Origin of the sequence: Sporosarcina sp. A2 (genome assembly GCF_050858885.1) — a bacterium.
GTDB lineage: Bacteria > Bacillota > Bacilli > Bacillales_A > Planococcaceae > Sporosarcina.
The window spans coordinates 2,117,530-2,139,438 of the sequence record NZ_CP193898.1 but is presented as its reverse complement, the minus strand read 5'-3'; the positions used below and the strand labels follow the sequence as shown (position 1 = coordinate 2,139,438).

Below are 21,909 nucleotides of genomic sequence, written 5' to 3'. Positions count from 1 at the left end.
AAAGAAAGTAGATCTAAGCCACGCTGGCTAGGATATACTTTCTTTTGTTTTTGAGAATAAGTACTAGACGTCCTCAATTCTCCAAATACCCATACAAAGTAGACCTACTGCTTCCTGTTTTATCCTGTTTTTCAGCCAGTGTAAATTTTTGATTCGCTTACAGTGTAATGACATACATGAAATTCGCCTCAGAATCTTTTAATCGTTCCTAAGAAACTCCTTCATAAATAGTAGGTATTAGTGCGCAACATTACTCAGTTAATTTACTGCAAATGCATAATAATTAAATATAAATCAAGAGAGACGAATGCGTGAATTATTGTATTCATATTTGTAGGTGCCTAGAGTTCAGCGTCAAAAACATTGATACAGCAAGGGTTTTACGTGTTTGCGTCGTTCAGTTGTACTGGATTTTAAAAATTGACAGATGTGTAAATGGGGAGTAAAATTTATTTGCAGTGGAAAAAAAGTTAATGTTAATTAAGATTTATCTGATTTTAATACTAATAACCCAAGTTAATATAAATCAAGATTTAAATAAATGAAAGGTTGGTGAGATAATGAAAAACCTAATCAGTAAAAAAGATAATCTTTTGAACAACTTTTTAGGAATCTATTTGTTAGCCGTTGTGATGTTGTGGATAAAAACATATATCACTCAAACATCACAATTTGAACTAGGTGTAGAAGGACCTCTTCAACAATTCCTTTTACTATTAAATCCACTAGGTTCAGCATTACTGTTTCTAGGAATTTCATTTCTATTTAAAGGGAAGAAAAAATACACATCACTAGTTGTCGTTTACACTCTTATGTCTATTCTTTTATATGCAAATGTCGTGTATTACCGATTCTTTAGTGATTTCATTACATTACCTACCATATACCAAACACAGAACTTCGGTGATTTAGGTGGAAGTATTCTTACGTTAATCAAACCTCTTGATATTTTGTTCTTTGTCGATGTATTTGTCGTGTTATACTTGCGATTCTCGAAAAAAATACAAAAACAAACAACTCGTATTGGATATAAAAAACCAATAGCAATTATTGCTGTTGCATTAGTAGTATCCATCATAAATTTAGGGCTTGCTGAAGCTAGTCGTCCGCAACTATTGACACGTGGTTTTGATAGAAATTATATTGTGAAATATCTAGGAATGTATAACTATTCTATTTATGATTCAGTAGAAACGATGAAAGCATCCTCACAGAGAGCTTTAGCAGATAGTAGTGATATAACAGAAGTAATTAACTATACACATGCTAACTATGCCGAGCCCAATAAGGAATACTTTGGTGCAGCTAAAGGAATGAACGTCATCTACTTACATTTAGAATCATTCCAAAACTTTCTTATCGACTACAAGTTAAACGGCGAAGAAGTTACACCATTTTTAAATTCATTAGCAAAAGATAAAAATACGAAGTACTTTGATAATTTCTTCCATCAAACAGGCCAAGGTAAAACTTCTGATGCAGAATTCATGTTGGAAAACTCTTTATATGGATTGCCACAAGGTTCTGCTTTTATTACAAAAGCGCAAAACACGTACCAAGCAGCTCCGAGTATTTTAAAAGATTATGGGTATTCATCAGCTGTATTCCACGGTAATAACGGAAGCTTCTGGAATCGGAATGAAGTATATAAATCATTTGGATTCGATCACTTCTTTGATGCTAGTTATTATGACACGAGTTCTTCAAAAGACATGGCTGAATATGGTCTGTTAGATAAGCCGTTCTATGAACAATCTGCAAGTCTTTTGAGTTCGATACCACAACCTTTTTATACAAAATTTATTACGGTAGGGAACCACTTTCCGTATAATATAAATCAAGACTTAGTAACAATTAATAAAGCCGATACTGGAGATTCAAGTGTTGACGATTATTTCCAAACAGCGCGTTATACAGATGAAGCAATCGAACAAGCCTTCAATCAATTAAAAGAACAGGGCTTATATGATAATTCGATGATTGTTCTATATGGCGATCATTATGGTATTTCGGATAATCACAATAAAGCGATGGCACAAGTGATGGGAAAAGAAATTACACCTTATGAAAGTGCTAACTTACAACGCGTACCTTTATTCATACATGTGCCAGGGATGAAGGGTGGAATCAGCCATACTTATGGTGGCCAAACAGACCTTCTTCCAACATTGCTACATTTATTAGGAATTGATACGAAAGAATATATCCAATTTGGATCAGATTTATTATCAGATGAGCATAATGAAATTGTTCCATTTAGAAATGGCGATTTTGTTAGCCCTGAGATTGATTCAATTAATGAAAAACTTTATGATAATAAAACAGGTTTACCACTAGATGATAGTCAATTAGAGCTCGCAGATACGATCAAAAAAGAAGTGAGTCATAAATTGGAGCTTTCTGACAAAGTCGTGAATGGTGACTTATTAAGATTCTATACGCCAAAAGGATTCACTCCAGTTGATCCTTCTCTGTACAATTATACTAAAGATGAGGATGTAAAATCTAACTAATGGGTGAAGGTGTTTTGATTACCCGTGCAAGCAACAAGTGCGAGCAATACTGCCAATTGTACAAGCATACAAAATGGATTGATATTACACCGTATATTTTTGAAAAAACACCATTCCTTGTGGGAGGCCACTGAAAAAGTTCATATGAGTTGGATTACACTGAGGCGATGTTGATTTGCGCTCCAGGCGGACGCGTTCCGAGGGGCTTGATTTCAGCCTCCTCGTCGCTTCGCTTCTGCGGGGTCTTCAACCTTCGCTGATCCCTCCGGAGTCGTCCAATCAACGGAGATTCGTCAGTCATCCTTAAAAGGATGTTCAATATCTTATTTTAAAAGCGAGCCCATCACTGTGATACAAGTGATGGGCTCTTAACGTCTGTTGTATAATAAGTGTTTTACATTCAGGTGGTACCCCAATGATTTCTAATCAAGAATCCTTACAACTCAGTCCATATATGGCTATTTACGATCTCGTTGTCCCGAAGGACAACATGCTTCGTCAAATTAACGAATTAGTAGATTTTACCTTTATTCTCGAGGAATTAAAGAGTAAGTATTGCTTGGTGAATGGACGGAATGCCATACCGCCGCTTCGCGAGGGTTGTTATAAAGAAGGGGCTAAAAGTAAAAGTTATTCGGTATCGATTAAATCATCCGAACATAAAGAACAAGAGGCTTTTCAAAATAGCGAGGATTTTAAATTGAAAGCTAAATCCCGCTATAAAATTGAAGCTAAGAATAGTGAATTAAAACACAGACACGGGTATGATGTAGCCACTTCCGCGGGTCTATTTAGCATGCAAATGCGAGGAGCTCTATCAATTTTTACAGTCAATTTGAAACGAATTCTCACTTTAATGAAGGAGTAAAGTAAGAAAAAACAAAGGAAAAGGCACGATTTCGTTCTCTTTGAACGAAATCGTGCCTTTTTAGTTGTACATACAATTGGTTATCTTGAATAATGTAAGTTTTTCAGTGGCCTCCCTTGTGGATGGTGTTTTTTTTTGATGTATTTGTGCACCAAACCTTCGAGAATGTTTCACCTATAATGTTTGTTGAAACAAACATAATAGGTATCCAAAGCGATAAGTATGAAAACTACTTTCATAAAAACCGGAAAAAAGTAAACACTGTTAGTAAGGAGGCGAATTACATTGCAAACCGATAAAAAGTACACGGTGGCTGGTACCGATATTGACGAAGTGAAGCGGCAGAACGCCAATTCCGGACTCACGTACAATGAACTTAACGCGTTAATTGCCAAGACGGGTGGTAAGGGATCGGCTCAGTATAGTGACACAGACCCTGCGCAAGTACGTAAAGAGTTCCGGGGAGAGTGAAGAAAAAAGTGTGAGGTATCCGTGCGTTAGACTAGAGGGGTTATTAAAACATTCATGACTATTTCTCGCACGTGTACCTCTATCTTTTTTTGGGGAATAACCTAGTGCATACGGTGTCAATTTAACTAAAAAAGTGGATCAAGCATTATGCTTGATCCACTTTTTATATAAAACATTAAAATTCGTGAAGATTATTGTTGCATTTTACCTGCAGTAAAACCGCCATCAACTGCAAGTGTTACACCGCTAATTGATTTTGCAAGGTCTGAGCATAGGAATACAACAGCATTTGCTTGATCTTCAGCTGTAGACATTTTTCCTGCTGGAAGTGATTTGAGTACACCTTGGTATTGTTCTGGTGATGTTTTTGCCCAGTGCTCAATTGCAGGTGTAATAGTTGCACCTGGAGCAATCGAATTAATGGTAATGCCTTTTTGGCCATATTCCAATGCAACTGATTTAGTTAAACCAGCTATTGCGTGTTTAGAAGCCGTATAGGGAGCCATGTTTGGTGAACCTTCAAGACCAGCACCTGATGCTGTATTGACAATCGCACCGCCGCCAGTTTTCAGCATTGCATTGACTTGGTGCTTGATGCAGTAAAACGTACCATATAGCGTTACTTTTAGTGTAATATCCCAATCTTTAGAATCCATTTCTCCAATTGGTACAAGACCTTTATTAATACCTGCGTTGTTATGCGCGAAGTCAAGTTTGCCGAATGTTTCAACAGTTTTGTTGACGAGTTCGATTACTTGTTCTTCATCACTTACATCACATTTGAAAAAGGCTGCTTCGCCACCGTTATCTTTGATGATTTGTACAGTTTCTTGTCCCGCTTCTACGTTTACGTCAGAAATCATTACCTTTGCTCCTGCTTTTGCCAATGCAACTGCAGACGCCCTACCGATTCCTGATCCTGATGCTGTGACTAATCCTGCTTTACCTTCCATAATTCCTACCATGAAAAACACTCCTTTTTTATAGATACACCTATTAGTTTACACCTAAATTTGTATTTCACAATCAAACTCAACGCAATAATGAAATAAAAAAATCATCTGTATTATTTGTTTTTTTATAGTGCTAAATCACGAAAATATTATAAATCTAAATTATAAATCAGAATTTCAAAAAAAGTGTTGCCTGTACAAAACTCAAGCATAGGAAACAACTAATTTTCGTACTCCCTCGGCAGGAACCAATCCCACATAATGTTTCTTATTTATATCCTCTTAACTCAAGTATCTCAGTTTATAATATCTTTTTGAAACTGTACTCCATCTCTCCAGCCATAGCTTCAGGCGTATCACCAGTTTTTCTGAAATCATGGATATGAATTTGTTCAAACGGACCAAAATTTAGTTGTTTATAGAATTCATAACAAGGAAATCCATCATGTTCTCCTTGAATCTCGGTACTACCATCTTTATTTACTTGTACAGTTAATAGGTAGTCAACAGGAGGAGCATAGACATTTAATGGGTTGCTAGCACTTGCACTCATTTGAAATCGAACATCGTCAGAACTCCAAATGATATTTGTACAAATAATTCCTTCTGTGCTAGCTTTCCCTTTCCTAAGATCAATAGAATTATCTGGATTTGTAACTTTTTCTGTAGTTATGCCAGTGTTCGCATATAAGAAAATTTCTTTCTTATAAAAATCTACAACGACTTCTTGTTCAACTCTAGAACGCATAGTGTTTACCGCGTATGGCGTAAATTCACGTGAGTCGCCTTCGAATTCGATTACTTTTCCTGTTTGAATATCCTTCTTAGGTTCAGTCCAAGGTACTGGAATAAATACGCTTGCTCTGATTTTAACGATATTAGTCATCAAAAACACCTCTGCAATTCTAATTTTATTTTGGATAATAAAAAACTTGAGAAAACAATTTGTATTTCTTTCGCATACGAATGTTAGCCACGATAATCTCCACAATTTATTTGCATTTTGTGGAGTCCTTTTTCTTTCACGCAATATGGTCAACTTGATTGACCATATTGCGTATAGTACAATGAAACCCAGACCAAGTCAACCTAGTTGACTTGGTTTAGGGGAGGTTTTATGCATGAATCATCAAATATTTAGTGAATTAGATCTAACATCACTTTTATCATTATCATATAGCTCAACAATTAATGAACTACACGACAGATTAAACGAATTGGGATTTGGAGATATAAGACCTGCGCATGGTTTCATGTTTAAATGCATCATTCCTAATGGAGCGACAGGTATAGGAATATCTGAATATTTAGGAATTACCAAACAGGCTGTAAGTAAAATGGTGGATTTTCTCGAGAAAAGTGGTTATGTAATGCGTCAAACTCATCCTACTGATAAAAGAGGGAAAATTATTGTTTTGACTGAACGAGGTTGGTTAGTAGCAAAAGCGAAAGAGAAGATATTAACTGAGATCGAGGGACGCTGGATGGAAAACATAGGTAGTGAACGAATGCAAATACTTAAAGAAGATCTATTGAAAATAGTTTCTAAAGAATACGAAGATAAAGTATCATCGTATTCAAGACCGATCTGGTGAAACTCAATCCTACAAAGAGGACTTTTTTAGTGTGTATAAATTAGAACTACCGGATGCTTTAAAATGCAGACAAAAAGACTGGAAATCAATTCGATTTCCAGTCTTTTTGTGTTTTGAGGATTCTGTTTTTGGGAAATAGCCATGTTCATTTCAATCTGTTTGATGGTCGAAAGCATACAGGTGTGTAGTGCAAGATAGAAGTACATAGTTATGAAATGAAAAAGTACATAACGTTGCGATTGTAAAATAACATCACTTCAATCGTGATGGTTATCGTTTCAATCATTGTTTCTGTCTTATTATCCATCGTAATTGTATGACGCGTGTCCAAGCCGATTCATGAGTTCAGTCAAGTTATTGACCAGACAGCTAAATTGAATTTTACTAAAAATGAGCATGTAGACAACTTGCTTACACGAAAAGATGACTTTGGCGTTTTAGCTGAACAGTATGAAGAGATGCTTGTGTCTGTACGAGGGGCTTTCGAAAAAGTCATTGACTCTTCAGACCAGTTACTAGCCATGTCGAGTGAATTCACTGCGAGTGCGGATGAGACGAAAATTGCTTCTGTTCAAATTTCCGAATCTGTACAAGAAATGGCTTATGAAACAGAAGACCAAACACAATCTGTGCAACATGCAGTTTCGGATATTGGAACCATAAACAGGAAGTAGATCGACTTTCTGAGGAAATGAGTAATGTGAATGAGCTTGTACAGCATACCGTGTCCATCTCAACAACTGGGAATGCTCGTGTTCAAGAGACTGAAAAGAATATGGAGCAAATCAATACCTATACGAGACAGTCGAAAGAAACTGTCATCGAACTTCACGAAAAGTCTTCAAGGATAGAAAACTTCTCAGACTTCATCACCTCCATTGCTGCCCAAACTAATCTCTTGGCACTGAATGCGGCGATTGAATATGCATGTGCAGGAGAAGCAGGAAAAGGATTTGCAGTCGTTGCCGATGAAGTCTGGAAACTTGCGGTAGAATCGAGTAGTGCTGCAAACCATATCCGTCAACTCATCAGTGAAATCAAACAGGATATTTCCCAAGCTGTCGACAGCATGACAGAGGGATATGAAGCAGTGAAAAATGGTTCTTCCTTAGTGAGTGAGTCTGGAGAAGCCTTTAGAAGTATTTTACAAGCTGTCCATTCTGTCTCTGAACAGAAGACTGAAGAGACAATGATTTCAACAGAAGTCGAAAACATCATGGGGAATTTACTGAAATCGATTGAGCAGATTTCATCGCTGTACGAAAAGTTGGTAAGTCATTCAGGCGAAATTGCAGCTACGACAGAAGAGCAAACGGCTACGGTTGAAGAAGTCGCTGCCGCTGCTAAGAATCTATCTGACATAGCTGAAGATTTAAAAGGTGAAATCGGAAAGTTCATTGTGTAACTTGTGGGTGACCCACAAGTTACTTTAAAATAAATCATATAAGACGTTAAGAAGGCAGCCAACAGTTGAGTTGGCTGCTTTTTTTATACGAAGGATTTCACCATCAAAATTACATCCGCTTTGAACCGGAACTAAAAATAAGGAAATTGAATCTAGTGCTATGTGTTCATGGTCAGTTACCAAAGGTATGATAGTATTTAGACTATAAAATAACTGAATAGGCAAACCTAAAGAAATTTAGGGACGCAAAGCTATAGGGACTACGGTGTATCACTATGTCAGCCAGTTGCCGAAGAGTACACACTACTTTTTGTTTAGTAAAGTTGACTAACTGCTACTTGTTTTTTTGACTTTATAAAATCCAAAGCTACTCTTTTTGAGTAGCTTTTTTGTGCGCTCAGTAGGAAGAATATTCATGGGGAGGAAATATAAATGAAGATTATCGCGGTCGCAACAGCAGCTGTATTGGCTCTTAACGTAGCCTGCAGTCCGATTTCCGTTTTAGCAAATGAACACCCGCAAGACGGATTAGTCACACCTACTGAAGCAGTAAGTAACCAAAGTTCAGGTATTGCATCGGTTCGTAAATTTGACCTGTACGGAAAAGTGAGTTTACCTGATTACGAAAAAGCATTTAAAATGCCGAACACGAATATCCTATCGATTACAAACAATGGGGGAAACTATTCAGGCGCTCCTATTAAGCAAGCTATCGATGGAAATATGAGCACACATTGGGAAACTGGGAAACCCAATAGTTCTTCATTTACCAATGAGGTCGTCTTGAAATTCAACGAAACGACTACATTAAATAGAATTGTCTATGCTGCGCGCCAATCCTCTGTAAAAGGGAAAGGTTTTGCACAAGAATTTGAAATCTATAGTTCACACACAGCTGAAGGTGATGATTTCTCATTCGTTTCTTCAGGAAATTACAATGGTTCAACAGGTGATGTTGTCGAAATTCAGTTTGCTCCTACAGATTTTAAACGAGTTAAATTTGTATTCACAAAAGCTAACCAAGACTGGGCAAGCGCATCAGAGTTTCAATTTTATAAAGAAGATCGTGTATCTGAGAAAATGAAGAATCTCTTTACAGACGCCACGCTTAGTTCGGTTAGTGAGCAGTTTAATACGCTAGATGCTTTGACTAAAATGGATGCTGAAGCAAAAGGGCATCCATTTTATCCGGAATTTAAAGAAGAGATCGAGAATGCAAAAGTACTCATAAACAAAACGGAATTTGAAGCAACAACGGCAGTAACTAAACCGTTTCCTCATTATTCGAATGAAGCCTATTCTAAAATGTTTAGAATGGATACTCATAACATCAAAACTATTCGTAACAACGGTGGTCATTATGCAAATGCCGTTATAGAAAATGCAATTGACGGCAACCTCAACACATATTGGGAAACGAATAAAAGTAACACAAATGACTTTTCAAATGAAGTCGAAGTCGAATTTAAAGATACCGTAACGGTAAATCGACTGATGTATGGTGCAAGACCTTCTGATCGGAAGGGGTTCGCTGAAGAAGTTGAAATCTATGCATCACAAACTTCCAAAGGGAACACCTATCAACTTATAGCAACAGGACAGCACAATATGGTTGCTGGATTAGTTGAAGTTAAATTTGCGCCAACCGAATTTAAACGTATTAAATTCAAATTCAAGAAATCCAACCAAAACTGGGCTACGTTATCAGAACTAGCATTCTACAGTGAAGATCCGATTGAAGAGCAAGTCCACAATCTATTCACAGATGGTCTCATGAATGAATTAAAGCCGGAGTTTGCTTCTATGAGTACAATCCAACAATTGGAGTCAGAAGTTGCGAAACATCCATTAAAAGAACAGTTGCAACAATACGTAACAATGGCGAAAGACGTACTCAACAACATAAATGTGTCTAACGAATCGATCGTCATTGCATCACAGCGAGGGAACTCAAGTACAGAAGCAAACAAGCATCAAATTGCTAGAACCTCATTCTCACTAGATACCTTTGGCAGATATGTAGTGCCGGGTGAGACGATCCAGGTCACAGTGGAAGCAGACGCAAAAGGCGTTATGCCAAATCTAGTTCTAGGGCAACTAGCTGATGATAAAAATGGATGGGTTAGAAGATATGCGCTAAAACAAGGGTTGAATAGGATAACTATTCCAACATTCGATACCATGAATCCTTCTGTTGCATATGTGGAAAATAATGCGTTGCCCACTGAACAAGCATTTGCACCTAAAGTAAGACTAGTTGGGGGTACTGCATTTCCTGTCTACTATCATGGAATAACAGATCCCACAGCGTATGAAAAAGAGTTGGAAAAATATGCAGCAAAGATCAGTGTGAACGACAATGACTTTGCAAATGGAAAACCGGATGATGTTGTGTATAACGTTTCGGAATTAGTATCCGAAAACAATACAATCTCTACAAGTGCCGCTGGTGCACTAAAGGGAATCAAAGAATTAAAAGAGACTGGGAAGACCGTGTCAGACACGATGAAAGATTGGGAACTGATGTGGACCGAGTACCAAAGAATTAGCGGTGCTGTCGAGGCGGATTCAGACCCAAGAAACCAATACTTCAATGCGAAGTTTACGTCAAGAGTATTCACAAAAGGACCGTATGGATGGTCTGACTGGGGATATACAGGATTTAACGGAGGGAATTCTCCTAGAAGAGATGATGGCTTTTTCAAACAAATCGTAAAACCATTTAGTGTTCCGGGTAATGACGGCTGGGCGTATTTCCATGAATGGGGTCACAACATCAATAACTCCACGATGGAGCATAGTGAGGTAACGAACAACATCTACTCAGTAATCATGAGAAAGAAATTCAATAACAGCACAAATGATCGTGTAGATTGGACTTCACTGTATAAAAGATTTTCAGGTGAAACGGTTCAACATGGTTTTTGGACGTACTTAGGGGTACTTGAGCAAGTACAATATTATTATGGAGAACAGACATACGGAAATGCGTCTCGAATTGCTCGAACGAATTCTAATGGAATAATGAATGGGTTAGGAAGCAATCTGCAACGGTTAGTTATAGGATTATCTTTAGCAACTGAAACCGACCTAACAACATTTTTCGAGGACTGGGGATACGTAACAGCTACCGCTAAGATGAAAGAGAAGGTAGCTCATTTACCGAAACCCGATGTGAAGTTGGAATACATGCATAGTTTAGGAAGAGATTATGCAGGTACAGGGTTCTCAAGAGATGCAAAAGTCACTGCTCAATCTATAATTGCGAATCCAGACAAAAAAGAAATTAACTTGTCCTATAATATTGATGCAGCAAATAAGGACGATGCCATGGGATATGAAATTCTACGAGATGGCAAGGTAGTAGGATATACGACAGGAACTTCATTCATTGATAAAAATGTAGATACGAGTGTTCCTTATAGTTATGAAATTGTTGCGTATGACAGGAAGTTAACTCCTTTAAAACCTGTTGTAGTGAAATCCCAACAGCCGAACTTATCTGTAGAAGACCGAGTGACGTTAAAACTACATCAAGCATATGATCCTATGGATTATGTGAAAGCGGCCTCGTTTTCAGGTCAAAACATTACAAAAGATGTAGTGATCAAATCGAATGATGTTAATGTAACCAAAAAAGGATCTTATGAAATTGTTTACGAAGTGAAGAATGCGAGTTTAACTGAAACAAAGACGACGAAGGTTACGGTAACAAGTGATTATAACTTCATTTCTGATTTGACTGTTAAATCCGTAAGTACGGATTGGGGTTCATTGCAGAAAGATAAAGCTATATCTGGAGGAGCAATCACATTACGTAGACAAGGCAGTGATGCAACTTATCCTAAAGGAATTGGTGTTCACGCAAATTCCGAAGTCGTATATGAGATTGCGGGAAAAGGATTCAACTTCTTTGAAAGTTATATTGGTATTGATCAAGCAGTCAGAGGACAAGCCTCATCCGCGACTTTCGAGGTGTGGGTAGATGGTGTAAAGAAATTCGATAGTGATGTCTTTAAAGCCAACACTGAGCATGAATTTGTAAGAGTACCAGTTTCCGGAGCAAAAGAAGTGAAACTCGTTACAACAGATGCGAACGACAATGGTATCTCGACAGACCATACAGTCTGGGCGGATGCGAAATTTACGAAGGATTCCAGTGAACCAACATTGAACGTGAGTGAAGACCTCTCGTTCGTTAAACTGAACAGTGATTTCATGCTTCTAGATGGTGTGGAAGCTTTCGATAAAGAAGATGGAAACCTGATCGACTCAGTTGAAATAGCGCAAAACAACTTCACTGTAAGTAAAACAGGAACATACACTGTCGTTTACACAGTCACAGACAAGGATGGAAATAAGGTTTCTAAATCTAGAGACATCTATGTATACAGTGATAGTGCATTTTTGAGTGATCTTAATTGGACGTCTGCACAGACTGCATGGAGCACTGTAAAAAAAGACTTTTCCTCTTCAGGAGGTTCACTTAAGGTTCTCATAAATGGTGAAACGAAAGAATTTGAAAAAGGAATTGGTACACACGCTAACTCGACGGTTGTCTATGATCTTGATGGCAAGAATTATGATTACTTTGAGACACTTGTAGGGATAGATCGAAACATCGCTGAGAATAGCAACTCAAGTGTTACGTTTAAGATAGAAGCAGATGGTGAAGTTGTCTATACGAGCGCGGTTATGCGGTATAACTCAGAAGCGGATCTCATTAGAATTCCCCTCAGAGATGTTAAGAAATTAACACTGATTGCTACAGATTCCATGAATGGTAATGCGTCGGATCATGCGAACTTTGCCGATGCGAAGTTCTATATTTCAAATGGACTTCCAAAGCTTTCTATTCCTGCATCTGCAGCGACCAAAGTAGGGACACCACTCAACTTGAATGAAAGCTACTCAGCCACTGATGCTGAAGATGGAGATTTAACAGCTGAGGTAAAAGTTTCCGGGTTATCTCAAGTTAACTTTGATCGAGCTGGGAAGTATGAAATTTCTTACAATGTAATCGATAGTGATGGAAATGAATTGACGAAGAAGCGATTCATTTCCGTCGTCAATATGGAAGACTTCCATTACCTTACTGATAGTGAATGGAAATCTACTCAGAACAGCTATACAACAGCTGTGAAAGATATATCGATCAGTAACAACCCGATACGGCTAACAGGTGAAGACGGACGTGTTGTAACCTATTCTAAAGGAATCGGAGCGCATTCAAACTCAACGATCATATATGATCTAACGGACAAGGATACCGAATATTTCAGCTCTTTTGTAGGCGTGGATCGTCAAATGTATGGGTCGATTGGTTCAGTGACGTTCCAAGTATTTGTAGATGGGGAAAAGCGATTCGATAGTGGATTGATGAATTCCAAAGATCCTCAAAAGTATATAGAAATCAATACGAATGGTGCCAATGAACTAAAGTTAGTCGTTACAGATGGCGGAAACGGAAATGGTTCAGATCATGCATCTTGGGGAGATTCCAAGTTGCATTTTGCGAATGCTGAACGGATTTACGTGAATGATTTACTAGCTGAGGTTGAAGAAGCGAAGACAATCGATGCAGAGCACTACACCTCTGAAACGTATGATTCGCTAACAGCGATTCTTACACGTGCAGAAGAACTACTTGCTACTACACAAACGACACAAATTGAAATCGACCAAACTCACGCTTCGTTAGTGCTGGCTATAGCACAGTTAGTGCCACTAGATTTAACTCGAATTATCAAATTCGAGGATAAAAATCTTCTGAATGCCATTCGGAAAACAATTGGCGGGTCTGGAGAAATAATGCTTGGAGAGCTGCTTACGCTCACTCATCTAACGAGTCCGAATTCCAGAATTACAAGTTTGGAAGGATTACAGCACGCGAGTAATATCCAATCTTTAAACGTTTCCGGGAACGAAATAACTGATTTTCCCCCAATTAAAGACTTGAAAAAGTTGAAGGAGATCTTTGCACATCCTCAAAATGTGTCGGCATACAGCTAAAAAGGACCAGAGATCATGGTCGGAAATCTTGTGAAAGGCTTGGATGGAAAGTTTCTGACTCCTTACACGATAGGTCTGAGAAATACGAAAACAAATAAGGAACTAATGATCGATGTGGATCAGCTTAAACAAAATGCAACGGAATTCCCAATAAATCTTTCTGATGAAGAAAACGGATGGTATATGTTAGTCGTTTCTTATAAGTTGAAAGAGGACACACTCATTCATGTAACGTATTTTGTTGATAATCATTAAAGAAACGAACTCCCTTGAAGATCCATTTTCAAGGGAGTTCGTTTTATGAGTAGCAAACAGATGCGAGGTAAGTCAAAACCTAATTATTGCTACACGCACAATTTAGAAATGAATCAAATTGTATGATTTGCAAGCAACGTTTTATTAATCACATACAATTTGTGCTAACTGATTCGTTTCTTGTCATAATATTACCTTCCATTTGCGTGGAATCTTCAATTGAAAAGTACCCAACTAAGAAACTTCCTATGCTTGTACAAAACTCGTGCAGTCATAGGAAGTCCTTGATTTTCGTTCTTTGCAGGAATCGAATTCACAACTTCAGAACTTGAAACTCACGTGTTATTTATATGTAGTCCAAGATTAGTCAATTCCTAAGGAAACTATGGCATAAAGTCATTTAGCGCATTTAAACTACAATCACTGCATGATATTTATTCAACCATCATTCAATCTGCCCTCACTCTTCAGGATGAAGAAACACCAGGATTTTACCTTCCTGAACATCTTCAGAATAGCGTTCAGCTTCATCATCTGGGACTCCGATTTCCATTAATGCATGCTTTAATCCACCAGCACGAGTGTTAGCCCCTATGACTGCTCCTCCAATTGTTGAAATAATAGGACCTGCAGCTAACACCGCGCCAAGTCCGGGAATCACTACTGCGGATATCCCTGCTATTACGCCTGCTATGCCAAGTGTTCCTCCAGTGAGAGCCCCAGCAATGGCTCCATCCTTAGTGGAAGGTTTTACTTCCTGTGCGATTTCAGGTAACTTTTTTATATTTTTAGCAATAACTGAAATTTCCTCAGTTGTGTAGCCTTGCTCTTTTAAACGCTCAACAACTTCAATCACTTGTTCTTCATTCTCATATACGTCAATCACGTGTTTCTTCATTTAAAAAAACCTCCTATTTGCTTTAACCATGCATTCTATACCCGTTATTAAGTTATTCTAGACAAATTTTGCTTCGAAGCTCCATTCTTTTAGAGTAACTAAGTGGATGGTTTACAATGCTCGTTTCCGTTTCAGGAGATGGCTATAAACTCTCCAATTATGTTAATAAATCTAGAGAGCGCTCATAAATCGGGGAATCTGATCATAAAACGTGAGATCTGATCATAAATCATGGAATGTGCTCATAAATCTCCAATTGTGATCATAAACCCTGAAAACCCGCCCACAAATCAAAAAAAGACCAGCGGCAGCTAGTCTTCACTCTCATCAAATACAAGTAAACTGATCGATACGATTTAAGTCAATCCCTGTATACATCCAGCGTCTCCACTGATTGCTCCATTGATAGCCTGCAACCGACGTTCTGCCAACGAATGTCGGGTAGAACCAGAAGCCTTTTCGGCGGGAGGTCCAGATGTACGTATATCTGTACATGCATCCTTGAATTCCGCCTGGATCGACGCGCATCAGTTGCTGGTCAGGATAGGCAGGTGCTTGGGAAGGAGGTGCTGCTGTTGGTGCTCCTTGCTGGTTTCCACCGCCTCCAGGATATGGTGGCTGATTCTGATTTCCGCCACCTTGCCATGGAAAGTCAGGTTGTTGCGGGAATCCTGGCCATCCAGGTTGTTGATTTTGATTTGGCCATCCCGGTTGCTGTGGCTGATTCGGCCAGCCTGGCCAACCTTGTTGATGCTGATGTTGCTGGTTATGCGATGGATTCTGCCAATCGTTCCATCCTGGTTGCGAAGGTTGATTCCACCCATTCACGGCAGTCTGTTGTGGATTTATATTCATTGCCGTTGCATTCCAATCTCCTTGGCTAGTTTGTGGTTGAACGTATCCTTCAGGAAGACGAGGGAACCATTGCTCGTCGTTCGCATTCATCTCAGTCATTAGTTATCCCCTTTCACAAATTGACTCTGCTCTTCATCCTATGACAAACGTATAGAGTGGGTTAGACAGATGCCCAATGTGAAAAAAGTATTCATTCGAATAAAAGTACTTCACGTGAAGACATGGTATGATGGACTGAAGAAACCCTACATTAATAGAAGCAACATAATAGAAGGAGAGTGGACTTGTGAACACCGAGCGTCCCCATATATTACTAGTCGATGGAATGGCATTGCTATTCCGATCATTTTTTGCAACAGCAGTCCGGAAACAGTTCCAATATAACGAAGATGGCATTCCAACGAATGGAGTCCAAGGGTTTGTACGTCATACGCTGACGGCAGTGAACCTTTTTCAACCGACCCATCTAGCCGTTTGTTGGGACATGGGGGCTGTCACGTTCCGCAATGATCTGTACGAAGGCTACAAAGCGAACCGCCCTGCACCTGCACCTGAATTAGTCCCGCAGTTTGATATGGCCAGACAAGTATCAGAAGACATGGGATGGAAAAACTATGGTGTGGAGGGGATGGAAGCGGATGATCTCATCGGTTCCCTCGTGAAAACATGGAGAGAGGATGCAGACATCACGATTGTATCGGGAGACAAGGATTTACTCCAGTTACTGGCGCCATCTGTCCAAATCGCTCTTACGAAGAAAGGTCATTCTATCTATGACGTATACACAGATACACGGTTCATAGAGGAATACGGGATGACGCCTACGCAATTCATCGATTATAAAGCATTCATTGGAGATACGAGTGACGGATATCCTGGAGTGAAAGGGATTGGTCCTAAAACGGCACTAAAGCTGATTCAAACGTATGGAACAGCAGAAGAAGTCGTCAATTCGTTGGACAAGCTTACAAGCTCTGAACGAAGTAAAATACAAGAAAACCTGCCCATGCTAGAGTTATCCAAGGAGCTTGCGACCATCCATTGTGAAGTGGAAATGGAAAACATGTTGCACTTACTGGATATTCCTCAATACAACGAACAAACGACAGAACGGCTTCAAACGAATGGGTTAAACTCGGTCATTAAGCATTTGGCAACATCCAATCTAGTTACTACTATAGGGGGGAATCGGGATGAAAGAATTACGGATCCGTTTGAGTGACAAAGTCACGGAGAATGCAGAACAACTTGCAATGCTAATTACCAAGCAACAAAACTTGCGTTACCCAAGTATGGCCAAGGATGAAGGTGAGCTCTATCCTGCACGCGTGGAACTCGTGAAGTTGTATGCGAATGCTTTGAAACTAGATGATGAAGAACGTGTTGAGGTATTGCGTAAATGGGGACAAGAAGCAGGAACCTACTTTGCGAAGAAAGAAAGCATTTCTCTAGACATGATGTTACGTGAAGTACCGGAATATCGGGCGTTCATCGGAACGGTGTTGAAACATGAGGGCATCACGAGTCAAATTACAGCAGAGCAAATGTATGACTTAACTACTGCGCTTGACGCAATCGTGAACGATGTTGTCTACTATTTCAGTCTGCCATTTGTTCATCACGAGAAAGAAATATTGAAGATTTCACAAGCTGCAATCGCAGAGCTGTCTGTTCCGATTGCATCCATCAATGACACAACGGCAATACTCCCGTTAATCGGTGTCATGGACTTTAATAGAGGCAATGTACTTCAGGAGAAAGTATTGAAAGAATCGGTTCGTCTCAATCTCGAGTATCTAATCGTCGATCTATCCGGATTACAAACGACGGATACATATGTGGCACAACAATTATTCATTCTCTTTGAGTCGCTGTCTTTAGTCGGAACAGTACCTGTTGTTAGTGGAGTGACGCCAGCCATAGCACAAACGCTAGTTGGACTGGGGCTCGATTTCGGTTCCATTAAAAGTTTTGCGACACTTAAACAAGCAATCCGATACGTAGCATAACAAAAAGGACACTGAGCGAATCAGTGTCTTTTTGAAGTATTTAGAGGTGCGATTTTAACGAAGGATAACACCTCGTGGTTCACTCTGTAGGAAACGTGACGGATGTTTCCAGTTGAAGAGGGACTACCATTATCATGGAGGATCAGCGTCACGTCAGACGCATTTTTTTCATAGCCAATCACAGGTACCCAGTGGTAATTGAACTCATACCCACCGTTCCAGTTAAACGAAAACCATTTATCGAATTTCGCTGCGACAGGACGACCACTATCGAGTTCATACACAGCTTCGGAAAATGAACATTTGCGGACTTGCCACCCTGTCCCTAGTAGCTGTTGAAGTCTGTGGACAAATCGCCAAGTGAATAACCCGATTCGAGTCGTTCCAAGTAATTTGTAAAGTTGATTGATAGGGATCTTGGATAATGGGTTGTCCATGTGTTGCAAAATGACAGAAGCTGTTACAGGACCGCAAGCTGAAGGCCGAAGCGTCTCGTCAATGCTTTTGTCATATTGCGATTTACCTTGGAATTGACTTAACATGGGCACATCACAGCTCTCCCCTCAGTCAGTCCTTTGAAAAGGATAGACCTTTTTCAACCATAAGAACTTGTAAGGCGGCTTTGAAATTAGAATAGGATTCGACTTCCGAGGCGATTCCTGAGTTCACCAATTGACGGACGAACGGCGGTGTGAAGCCGACCATGATTGGACGAACACCCATTAGTTGAAGTTCAGAACACATGAGTTGTAATTCAAGTGAAAGCATTTCCAACCCTTCTTCTTCTGCTAATCGGATACTTGAGAAGTCAAAGACAGCAGTTTCGATGTCCCTGAAGTCACCAACGTACTCTAAAATTCTTGAGCGGATTCTTTCCATACGCTCTTTATCTGTATACCCGACGATGGGTAGGAGAATCGTGTTATCAATAATCGACGTGATAATCGGAACGGATGTCTCGTTAATAATTTCTTCGTACTTCGCAATCTTAGCTTTTAATTGTTGAACTTCCTCTACGCTATTCATAGGACACCTCTGGTTTTTCTAATAAGTACTTTCTATTATAACTCACTTTTAAAAAAACGCATTAAAAAACCGACTGCATAAGCAGCCGGTTGAATTACATTTGAGTTTAGATAGTAAGACCTTCAAGGAAGTCAATGACTTGCTCGGGAGACTTAGCATTAGCACTATGAAGATGAGCTTTTTTCTCACCATTTTCAAAAATGAGTAAGCTAGGGATTCCCATTACATCATACTTTTCAGCGATTTCAGGAAGCACGTCGCGGTCTACGTCATACCATTCGTATTGGTCATAATCCTCTGTGATAGGTTCGATAAACATATCCATCACTCGGCAGTCAGGGCACCAGCCTGCTTGAAATTTAATAACTGAGCGCGATGGTTCATTAATAATATCATCGAATTGTTTTGCGGTTGTAATTGTTTGCATGTGTTTTCGACTCCTTTCATATCATTAGTGTACAATGAAAAGCGCTTTCAGACTACCAAGTTGTTTCGAGGGATAGAAAAGAAATTATTTAGATTTAAATATTGCGAAAACGCAGGAAATAGAATACACTTAGAGACATAGAAAAGGTTTCTATTTTTTTTACCCACAAAATGAATGAGCATTCATTCAAAAGCAAAGGGAGGATTTTCACGTGGCTTATCAAATTAAAAAAGCAGCTGTTATCGGATCTGGCGTGATGGGGTCTGGAATCGCTGCACACCTCGCCAACATTGGGATTCCTGTTCTTCTTCTGGACATCGTTCCTAGTAACTTAACAGAAGATGAAGAGAAAAAAGGACTTACACTCGAGCATCAGGCAGTTCGTAACCGGATTGTATCTGGATCGATTCAAAAACTATTAAAACAAAAGCCAGCACCACTCACTTCTAAGAAAAACCTTGCACTTATTGAAGCAGGTAACTTAGAAGACGACTTGGAAAAGTTAAGAGATGTTGACTGGATTATTGAAGTTATCGTTGAAAACTTGGATGTTAAAAAGAATTTATATGAAAAAATCGACGCTGTTCGCAAGTCTGGAACAATCGTCACTTCAAATACATCAGGAATTAGTATTGACGCAATGGCAGAAGGTCGTTCAGAAGACTTCCAAAAACATTTCCTAGGTACACATTTCTTCAATCCACCGCGTTACTTGAAATTGCTAGAAGTGATTCCAGCGAAAACAACGTCCCAAGAAGTCATCGATTTCATGACAACGTTTGGTGAAGATCGTCTCGGTAAAGGTGTCGTGCTAGCTAAAGATACTCCGAACTTCATTGCCAATCGAATTGGAACTTACGGTTTACTCGTTACACTACGTGAAATGGAAAAACGCGGTTACACGGTCGGTGAAGTCGATTCCGTTACAGGAACACTTATTGGTCGTCCAAAATCTGCAACATTCCGTACATTAGATGTAGTTGGACTCGATACGTTTATGCACGTTGCGAAAAACGTCTACGATAAGACTGAAGGGGAAGAGCAAGCAGTATTTGAACTCCCTGAATTTATGAAGAAAATGATCGACAATGGGTGGATCGGTGCAAAAGCGAAGCAAGGATTCTTTGTTAAACAAGGCAAGGACATCTTCGAAATCAATTCGTCCAATCTTGAATATGGACCGGTCAAGAAAATGAAAACGCCTTCAATTGAAATGGCGAAGCAGCAAAAAGGTCTAGGCAATCGCGTGAAATCGTTGGTATACAGTGATGACCGAACGGGAGAGCTTCTTTGGAGTATTCTAGCACCGACACTTCTTTACTCAGCAGACATGCATGGCAAAATCGCTGATAACATCGTGTCACTCGATAATGCAATGAAGTGGGGCTTCGGATGGCAACAGGGGCCGTTTGAAGTTTGGGATGCAATCGGTGTTAGCAAATCAGTAGAGCGCATGAAAGAGCAGGGAGAAACGATTCCAGAATTTGCTCAAACCTTGCTTGATAAAGGGTTCGAAACGTTTTATAAAGAGGAAGAAAATGAGCTCTTCTACTTCAACGGAGAAGGGTACTCACCAGTTCCGGTTAATGAAAAAGTAATCGACTTGAAGCGCTATAAGAAAAAGCATGGCGTCATCAAGAAAAACTCTGGCGCAAGCTTAATCGACATGGGGGACGGAATTGCACTTCTTGAATTCCATTCACAGTCTAATGCGATTGGCCTCGACATTATGCAGATGATCAACTTCGCAGTTGAAGAAGTCGAGAAGAACTATAAAGGTCTCGTCATCGGAAACCAAGGAAAGAACTTCTGTGTCGGTGCGAACCTTGGAATGATTTTGATGGAAGCTCAAGATGATAACATCTTCGAACTCGATTTCGTTGTGCGCACGTTCCAAAACGCCATGATGAAAATCAAGTATTCGTCAAGACCAGTTGTTGTCGCACCATTCCAAATGACGCTAGGTGGCGGGGCAGAAGTCTGCTTACCATCAGCTCATATACAAGCTTCTATGGAAACATACATCGGACTTGTTGAAGCTGGAGTCGGACTTATCCCCGGTGGAGGAGGAAATGTCGGTCTGTACTTGAAGCACTTAAAAGGATTGCCGAACGGCGTGCAAGTAGATTACCAAAACATTGCAAACAACGTATTCGAATCGATTGCGATGGCAAAAGTATCGACTTCCGCTTATGAAGCACGTGAAAACAACTTCCTCGATTTCGCAGATGGCATTAGTGTCAACGCGGATCATCTTTTATATGATGCAAAACAAGCAGCGCTATCGCTTTATGACAATGGCTACCAAGCACCGAAGCATGAGAAATTCCCTGTAGTTGGTGAAACGGGCTATGCAACGTTACTACTAGGTGCTGAAGGCATGCGTTTGTCAGGGTTCATTAGCGATCACGATATGAAGATTGCAAAGAAACTCGCATACGTATTAGCTGGCGGAAAATTGCCATACGGCACATTGGTCGATGAGCAGTACTTGCTGGATCTTGAGCGGGAAGCGTTCTTGAGCCTTGTAGCAGAGCCGAAGTCACAAGCACGCATGCAACATATGCTTGTCAAAGGCAAACCATTGCGTAACTGATGAATCAGAACTTTAGAGGAGGAAAT

The 21,909-nt window shown here is 39.6% G+C and carries 17 protein-coding genes, 2 pseudogenes and 1 riboswitch; of the genes and pseudogenes, 12 read left to right on the top strand and 7 right to left on the bottom strand.

Annotation, left to right across the window (positions count from 1 at the left end; translation table 11 throughout):
* Window positions 1–560: 560 nt before the first annotated feature.
* The 4 genes and pseudogenes from ACRPI0_RS10720 (at window position 561) to ACRPI0_RS10705 (ending at window position 3,852) form a co-directional block, all read left to right on the top strand.
* Window positions 561–2,513, top strand: a complete 1,953-nt coding sequence (locus ACRPI0_RS10720; RefSeq protein WP_432352643.1) for an LTA synthase family protein — start codon at window positions 561–563, stop codon at window positions 2,511–2,513.
* Between the two features lie 415 nt (window positions 2,514–2,928).
* Window positions 2,929–3,108, top strand: a pseudogene (locus ACRPI0_RS10715) (IS5/IS1182 family transposase); the annotation flags it as partial.
* Window positions 3,100–3,381, top strand: a pseudogene (locus ACRPI0_RS10710) (transposase); the annotation flags it as partial. The pseudogenes ACRPI0_RS10715 and ACRPI0_RS10710, both read left to right, overlap by 9 nt.
* A 285-nt stretch (window positions 3,382–3,666) precedes the next feature.
* On the top strand, window positions 3,667–3,852 hold the full coding sequence (locus tag ACRPI0_RS10705) for a gamma-type small acid-soluble spore protein (RefSeq protein WP_432352642.1): 186 nt from the start codon (window positions 3,667–3,669) through the stop codon (window positions 3,850–3,852).
* A 191-nt stretch (window positions 3,853–4,043) separates the two neighbouring features.
* Here the strand turns inward: ACRPI0_RS10705 and ACRPI0_RS10700 are convergent, their stop codons facing one another.
* Complete coding sequence (locus tag ACRPI0_RS10700; RefSeq protein ID WP_432352641.1) at window positions 4,044–4,817, bottom strand: SDR family NAD(P)-dependent oxidoreductase; 774 nt, start codon at window positions 4,815–4,817, stop codon at window positions 4,044–4,046.
* 289 nt (window positions 4,818–5,106) lie between these two features.
* Window positions 5,107–5,691 carry a DUF3238 domain-containing protein gene (locus ACRPI0_RS10695; RefSeq protein ID WP_432352640.1) on the bottom strand — a complete coding sequence of 195 codons (585 nt, stop codon included), beginning with the start codon at window positions 5,689–5,691 and terminating at the stop codon, window positions 5,107–5,109.
* A 235-nt stretch (window positions 5,692–5,926) separates the two neighbouring features.
* On the opposite strand from ACRPI0_RS10695, the gene ACRPI0_RS10690 reads away from it, so the two are divergent.
* The 5 genes from ACRPI0_RS10690 to ACRPI0_RS10670 all read left to right on the top strand — a co-directional run bounded on the left by ACRPI0_RS10690 (window position 5,927) and on the right by ACRPI0_RS10670 (window position 14,072).
* Window positions 5,927–6,400, top strand: a complete 474-nt coding sequence (locus ACRPI0_RS10690) for a MarR family winged helix-turn-helix transcriptional regulator (RefSeq protein WP_432352639.1) — start codon at window positions 5,927–5,929, stop codon at window positions 6,398–6,400.
* A 374-nt stretch (window positions 6,401–6,774) separates the two neighbouring features.
* Complete coding sequence (locus ACRPI0_RS10685; protein WP_432352638.1) at window positions 6,775–7,074, top strand: hypothetical protein; 300 nt, start codon at window positions 6,775–6,777, stop codon at window positions 7,072–7,074.
* Between the two features lie 17 nt (window positions 7,075–7,091).
* Complete coding sequence (locus tag ACRPI0_RS10680; RefSeq protein ID WP_432352637.1) at window positions 7,092–7,805, top strand: methyl-accepting chemotaxis protein; 714 nt, start codon at window positions 7,092–7,094, stop codon at window positions 7,803–7,805.
* Window positions 7,806–8,015: 210 nt separating this feature from the next.
* Window positions 8,016–8,099, top strand: a riboswitch (cyclic di-GMP riboswitch).
* A gap of 138 nt (window positions 8,100–8,237) precedes the next feature.
* Window positions 8,238–13,817, top strand: coding sequence for an NPCBM/NEW2 domain-containing protein (locus tag ACRPI0_RS10675; RefSeq protein ID WP_432352636.1), 5,580 nt, complete (start codon window positions 8,238–8,240; stop codon window positions 13,815–13,817).
* A 15-nt stretch (window positions 13,818–13,832) separates the two neighbouring features.
* Window positions 13,833–14,072 carry a hypothetical protein gene (locus tag ACRPI0_RS10670; RefSeq protein ID WP_432352635.1) on the top strand — a complete coding sequence of 80 codons (240 nt, stop codon included), beginning with the start codon at window positions 13,833–13,835 and terminating at the stop codon, window positions 14,070–14,072.
* Window positions 14,073–14,532: 460 nt separating this feature from the next.
* On the opposite strand, the gene ACRPI0_RS10665 is transcribed toward ACRPI0_RS10670, so the two are convergent.
* Both ACRPI0_RS10665 and ACRPI0_RS10660 read right to left on the bottom strand, forming a co-directional pair.
* Window positions 14,533–14,970, bottom strand: a complete 438-nt coding sequence (locus ACRPI0_RS10665; RefSeq protein ID WP_432352633.1) for a general stress protein — start codon at window positions 14,968–14,970, stop codon at window positions 14,533–14,535.
* 327 nt (window positions 14,971–15,297) lie between these two features.
* Entirely contained in the window at window positions 15,298–15,924 is a 627-nt protein-coding gene (locus ACRPI0_RS10660) for a hypothetical protein (protein ID WP_432352631.1), read from the bottom strand.
* Window positions 15,925–16,111: 187 nt separating this feature from the next.
* Here ACRPI0_RS10660 and ACRPI0_RS10655 point away from each other — a divergent pair, with 187 nt between their 5' ends.
* Window positions 16,112–17,047: a 5'-3' exonuclease gene (locus tag ACRPI0_RS10655; RefSeq protein WP_432352629.1), complete on the top strand. Its 936-nt coding sequence runs from the start codon at window positions 16,112–16,114 to the stop codon at window positions 17,045–17,047.
* A complete protein-coding gene (locus tag ACRPI0_RS10650) occupies window positions 17,019–17,834 on the top strand; it encodes an STAS domain-containing protein (RefSeq protein WP_432352628.1) in 816 nt (271 codons plus the stop codon). The genes ACRPI0_RS10655 and ACRPI0_RS10650 overlap by 29 nt, the downstream gene beginning before the upstream one ends.
* A gap of 20 nt (window positions 17,835–17,854) precedes the next feature.
* On the opposite strand, the gene ACRPI0_RS10645 is transcribed toward ACRPI0_RS10650, so the two are convergent.
* The 3 genes from ACRPI0_RS10645 to ACRPI0_RS10635 all read right to left on the bottom strand — a co-directional run bounded on the left by ACRPI0_RS10645 (window position 17,855) and on the right by ACRPI0_RS10635 (window position 19,287).
* Entirely contained in the window at window positions 17,855–18,376 is a 522-nt protein-coding gene (locus tag ACRPI0_RS10645) for a C39 family peptidase (RefSeq protein ID WP_432352626.1), read from the bottom strand.
* Between the two features lie 25 nt (window positions 18,377–18,401).
* Complete coding sequence (locus ACRPI0_RS10640; RefSeq protein ID WP_432352625.1) at window positions 18,402–18,860, bottom strand: STAS domain-containing protein; 459 nt, start codon at window positions 18,858–18,860, stop codon at window positions 18,402–18,404.
* 106 nt (window positions 18,861–18,966) lie between these two features.
* Window positions 18,967–19,287, bottom strand: coding sequence for a thioredoxin family protein (locus ACRPI0_RS10635; RefSeq protein ID WP_432352623.1), 321 nt, complete (start codon window positions 19,285–19,287; stop codon window positions 18,967–18,969).
* 211 nt (window positions 19,288–19,498) lie between these two features.
* Between ACRPI0_RS10635 and ACRPI0_RS10630 the strand changes: the two genes are divergently transcribed.
* A complete protein-coding gene (locus ACRPI0_RS10630; protein ID WP_432352621.1) occupies window positions 19,499–21,883 on the top strand; it encodes a 3-hydroxyacyl-CoA dehydrogenase/enoyl-CoA hydratase family protein in 2,385 nt (794 codons plus the stop codon).
* Window positions 21,884–21,909: the final 26 nt, after the last annotated feature.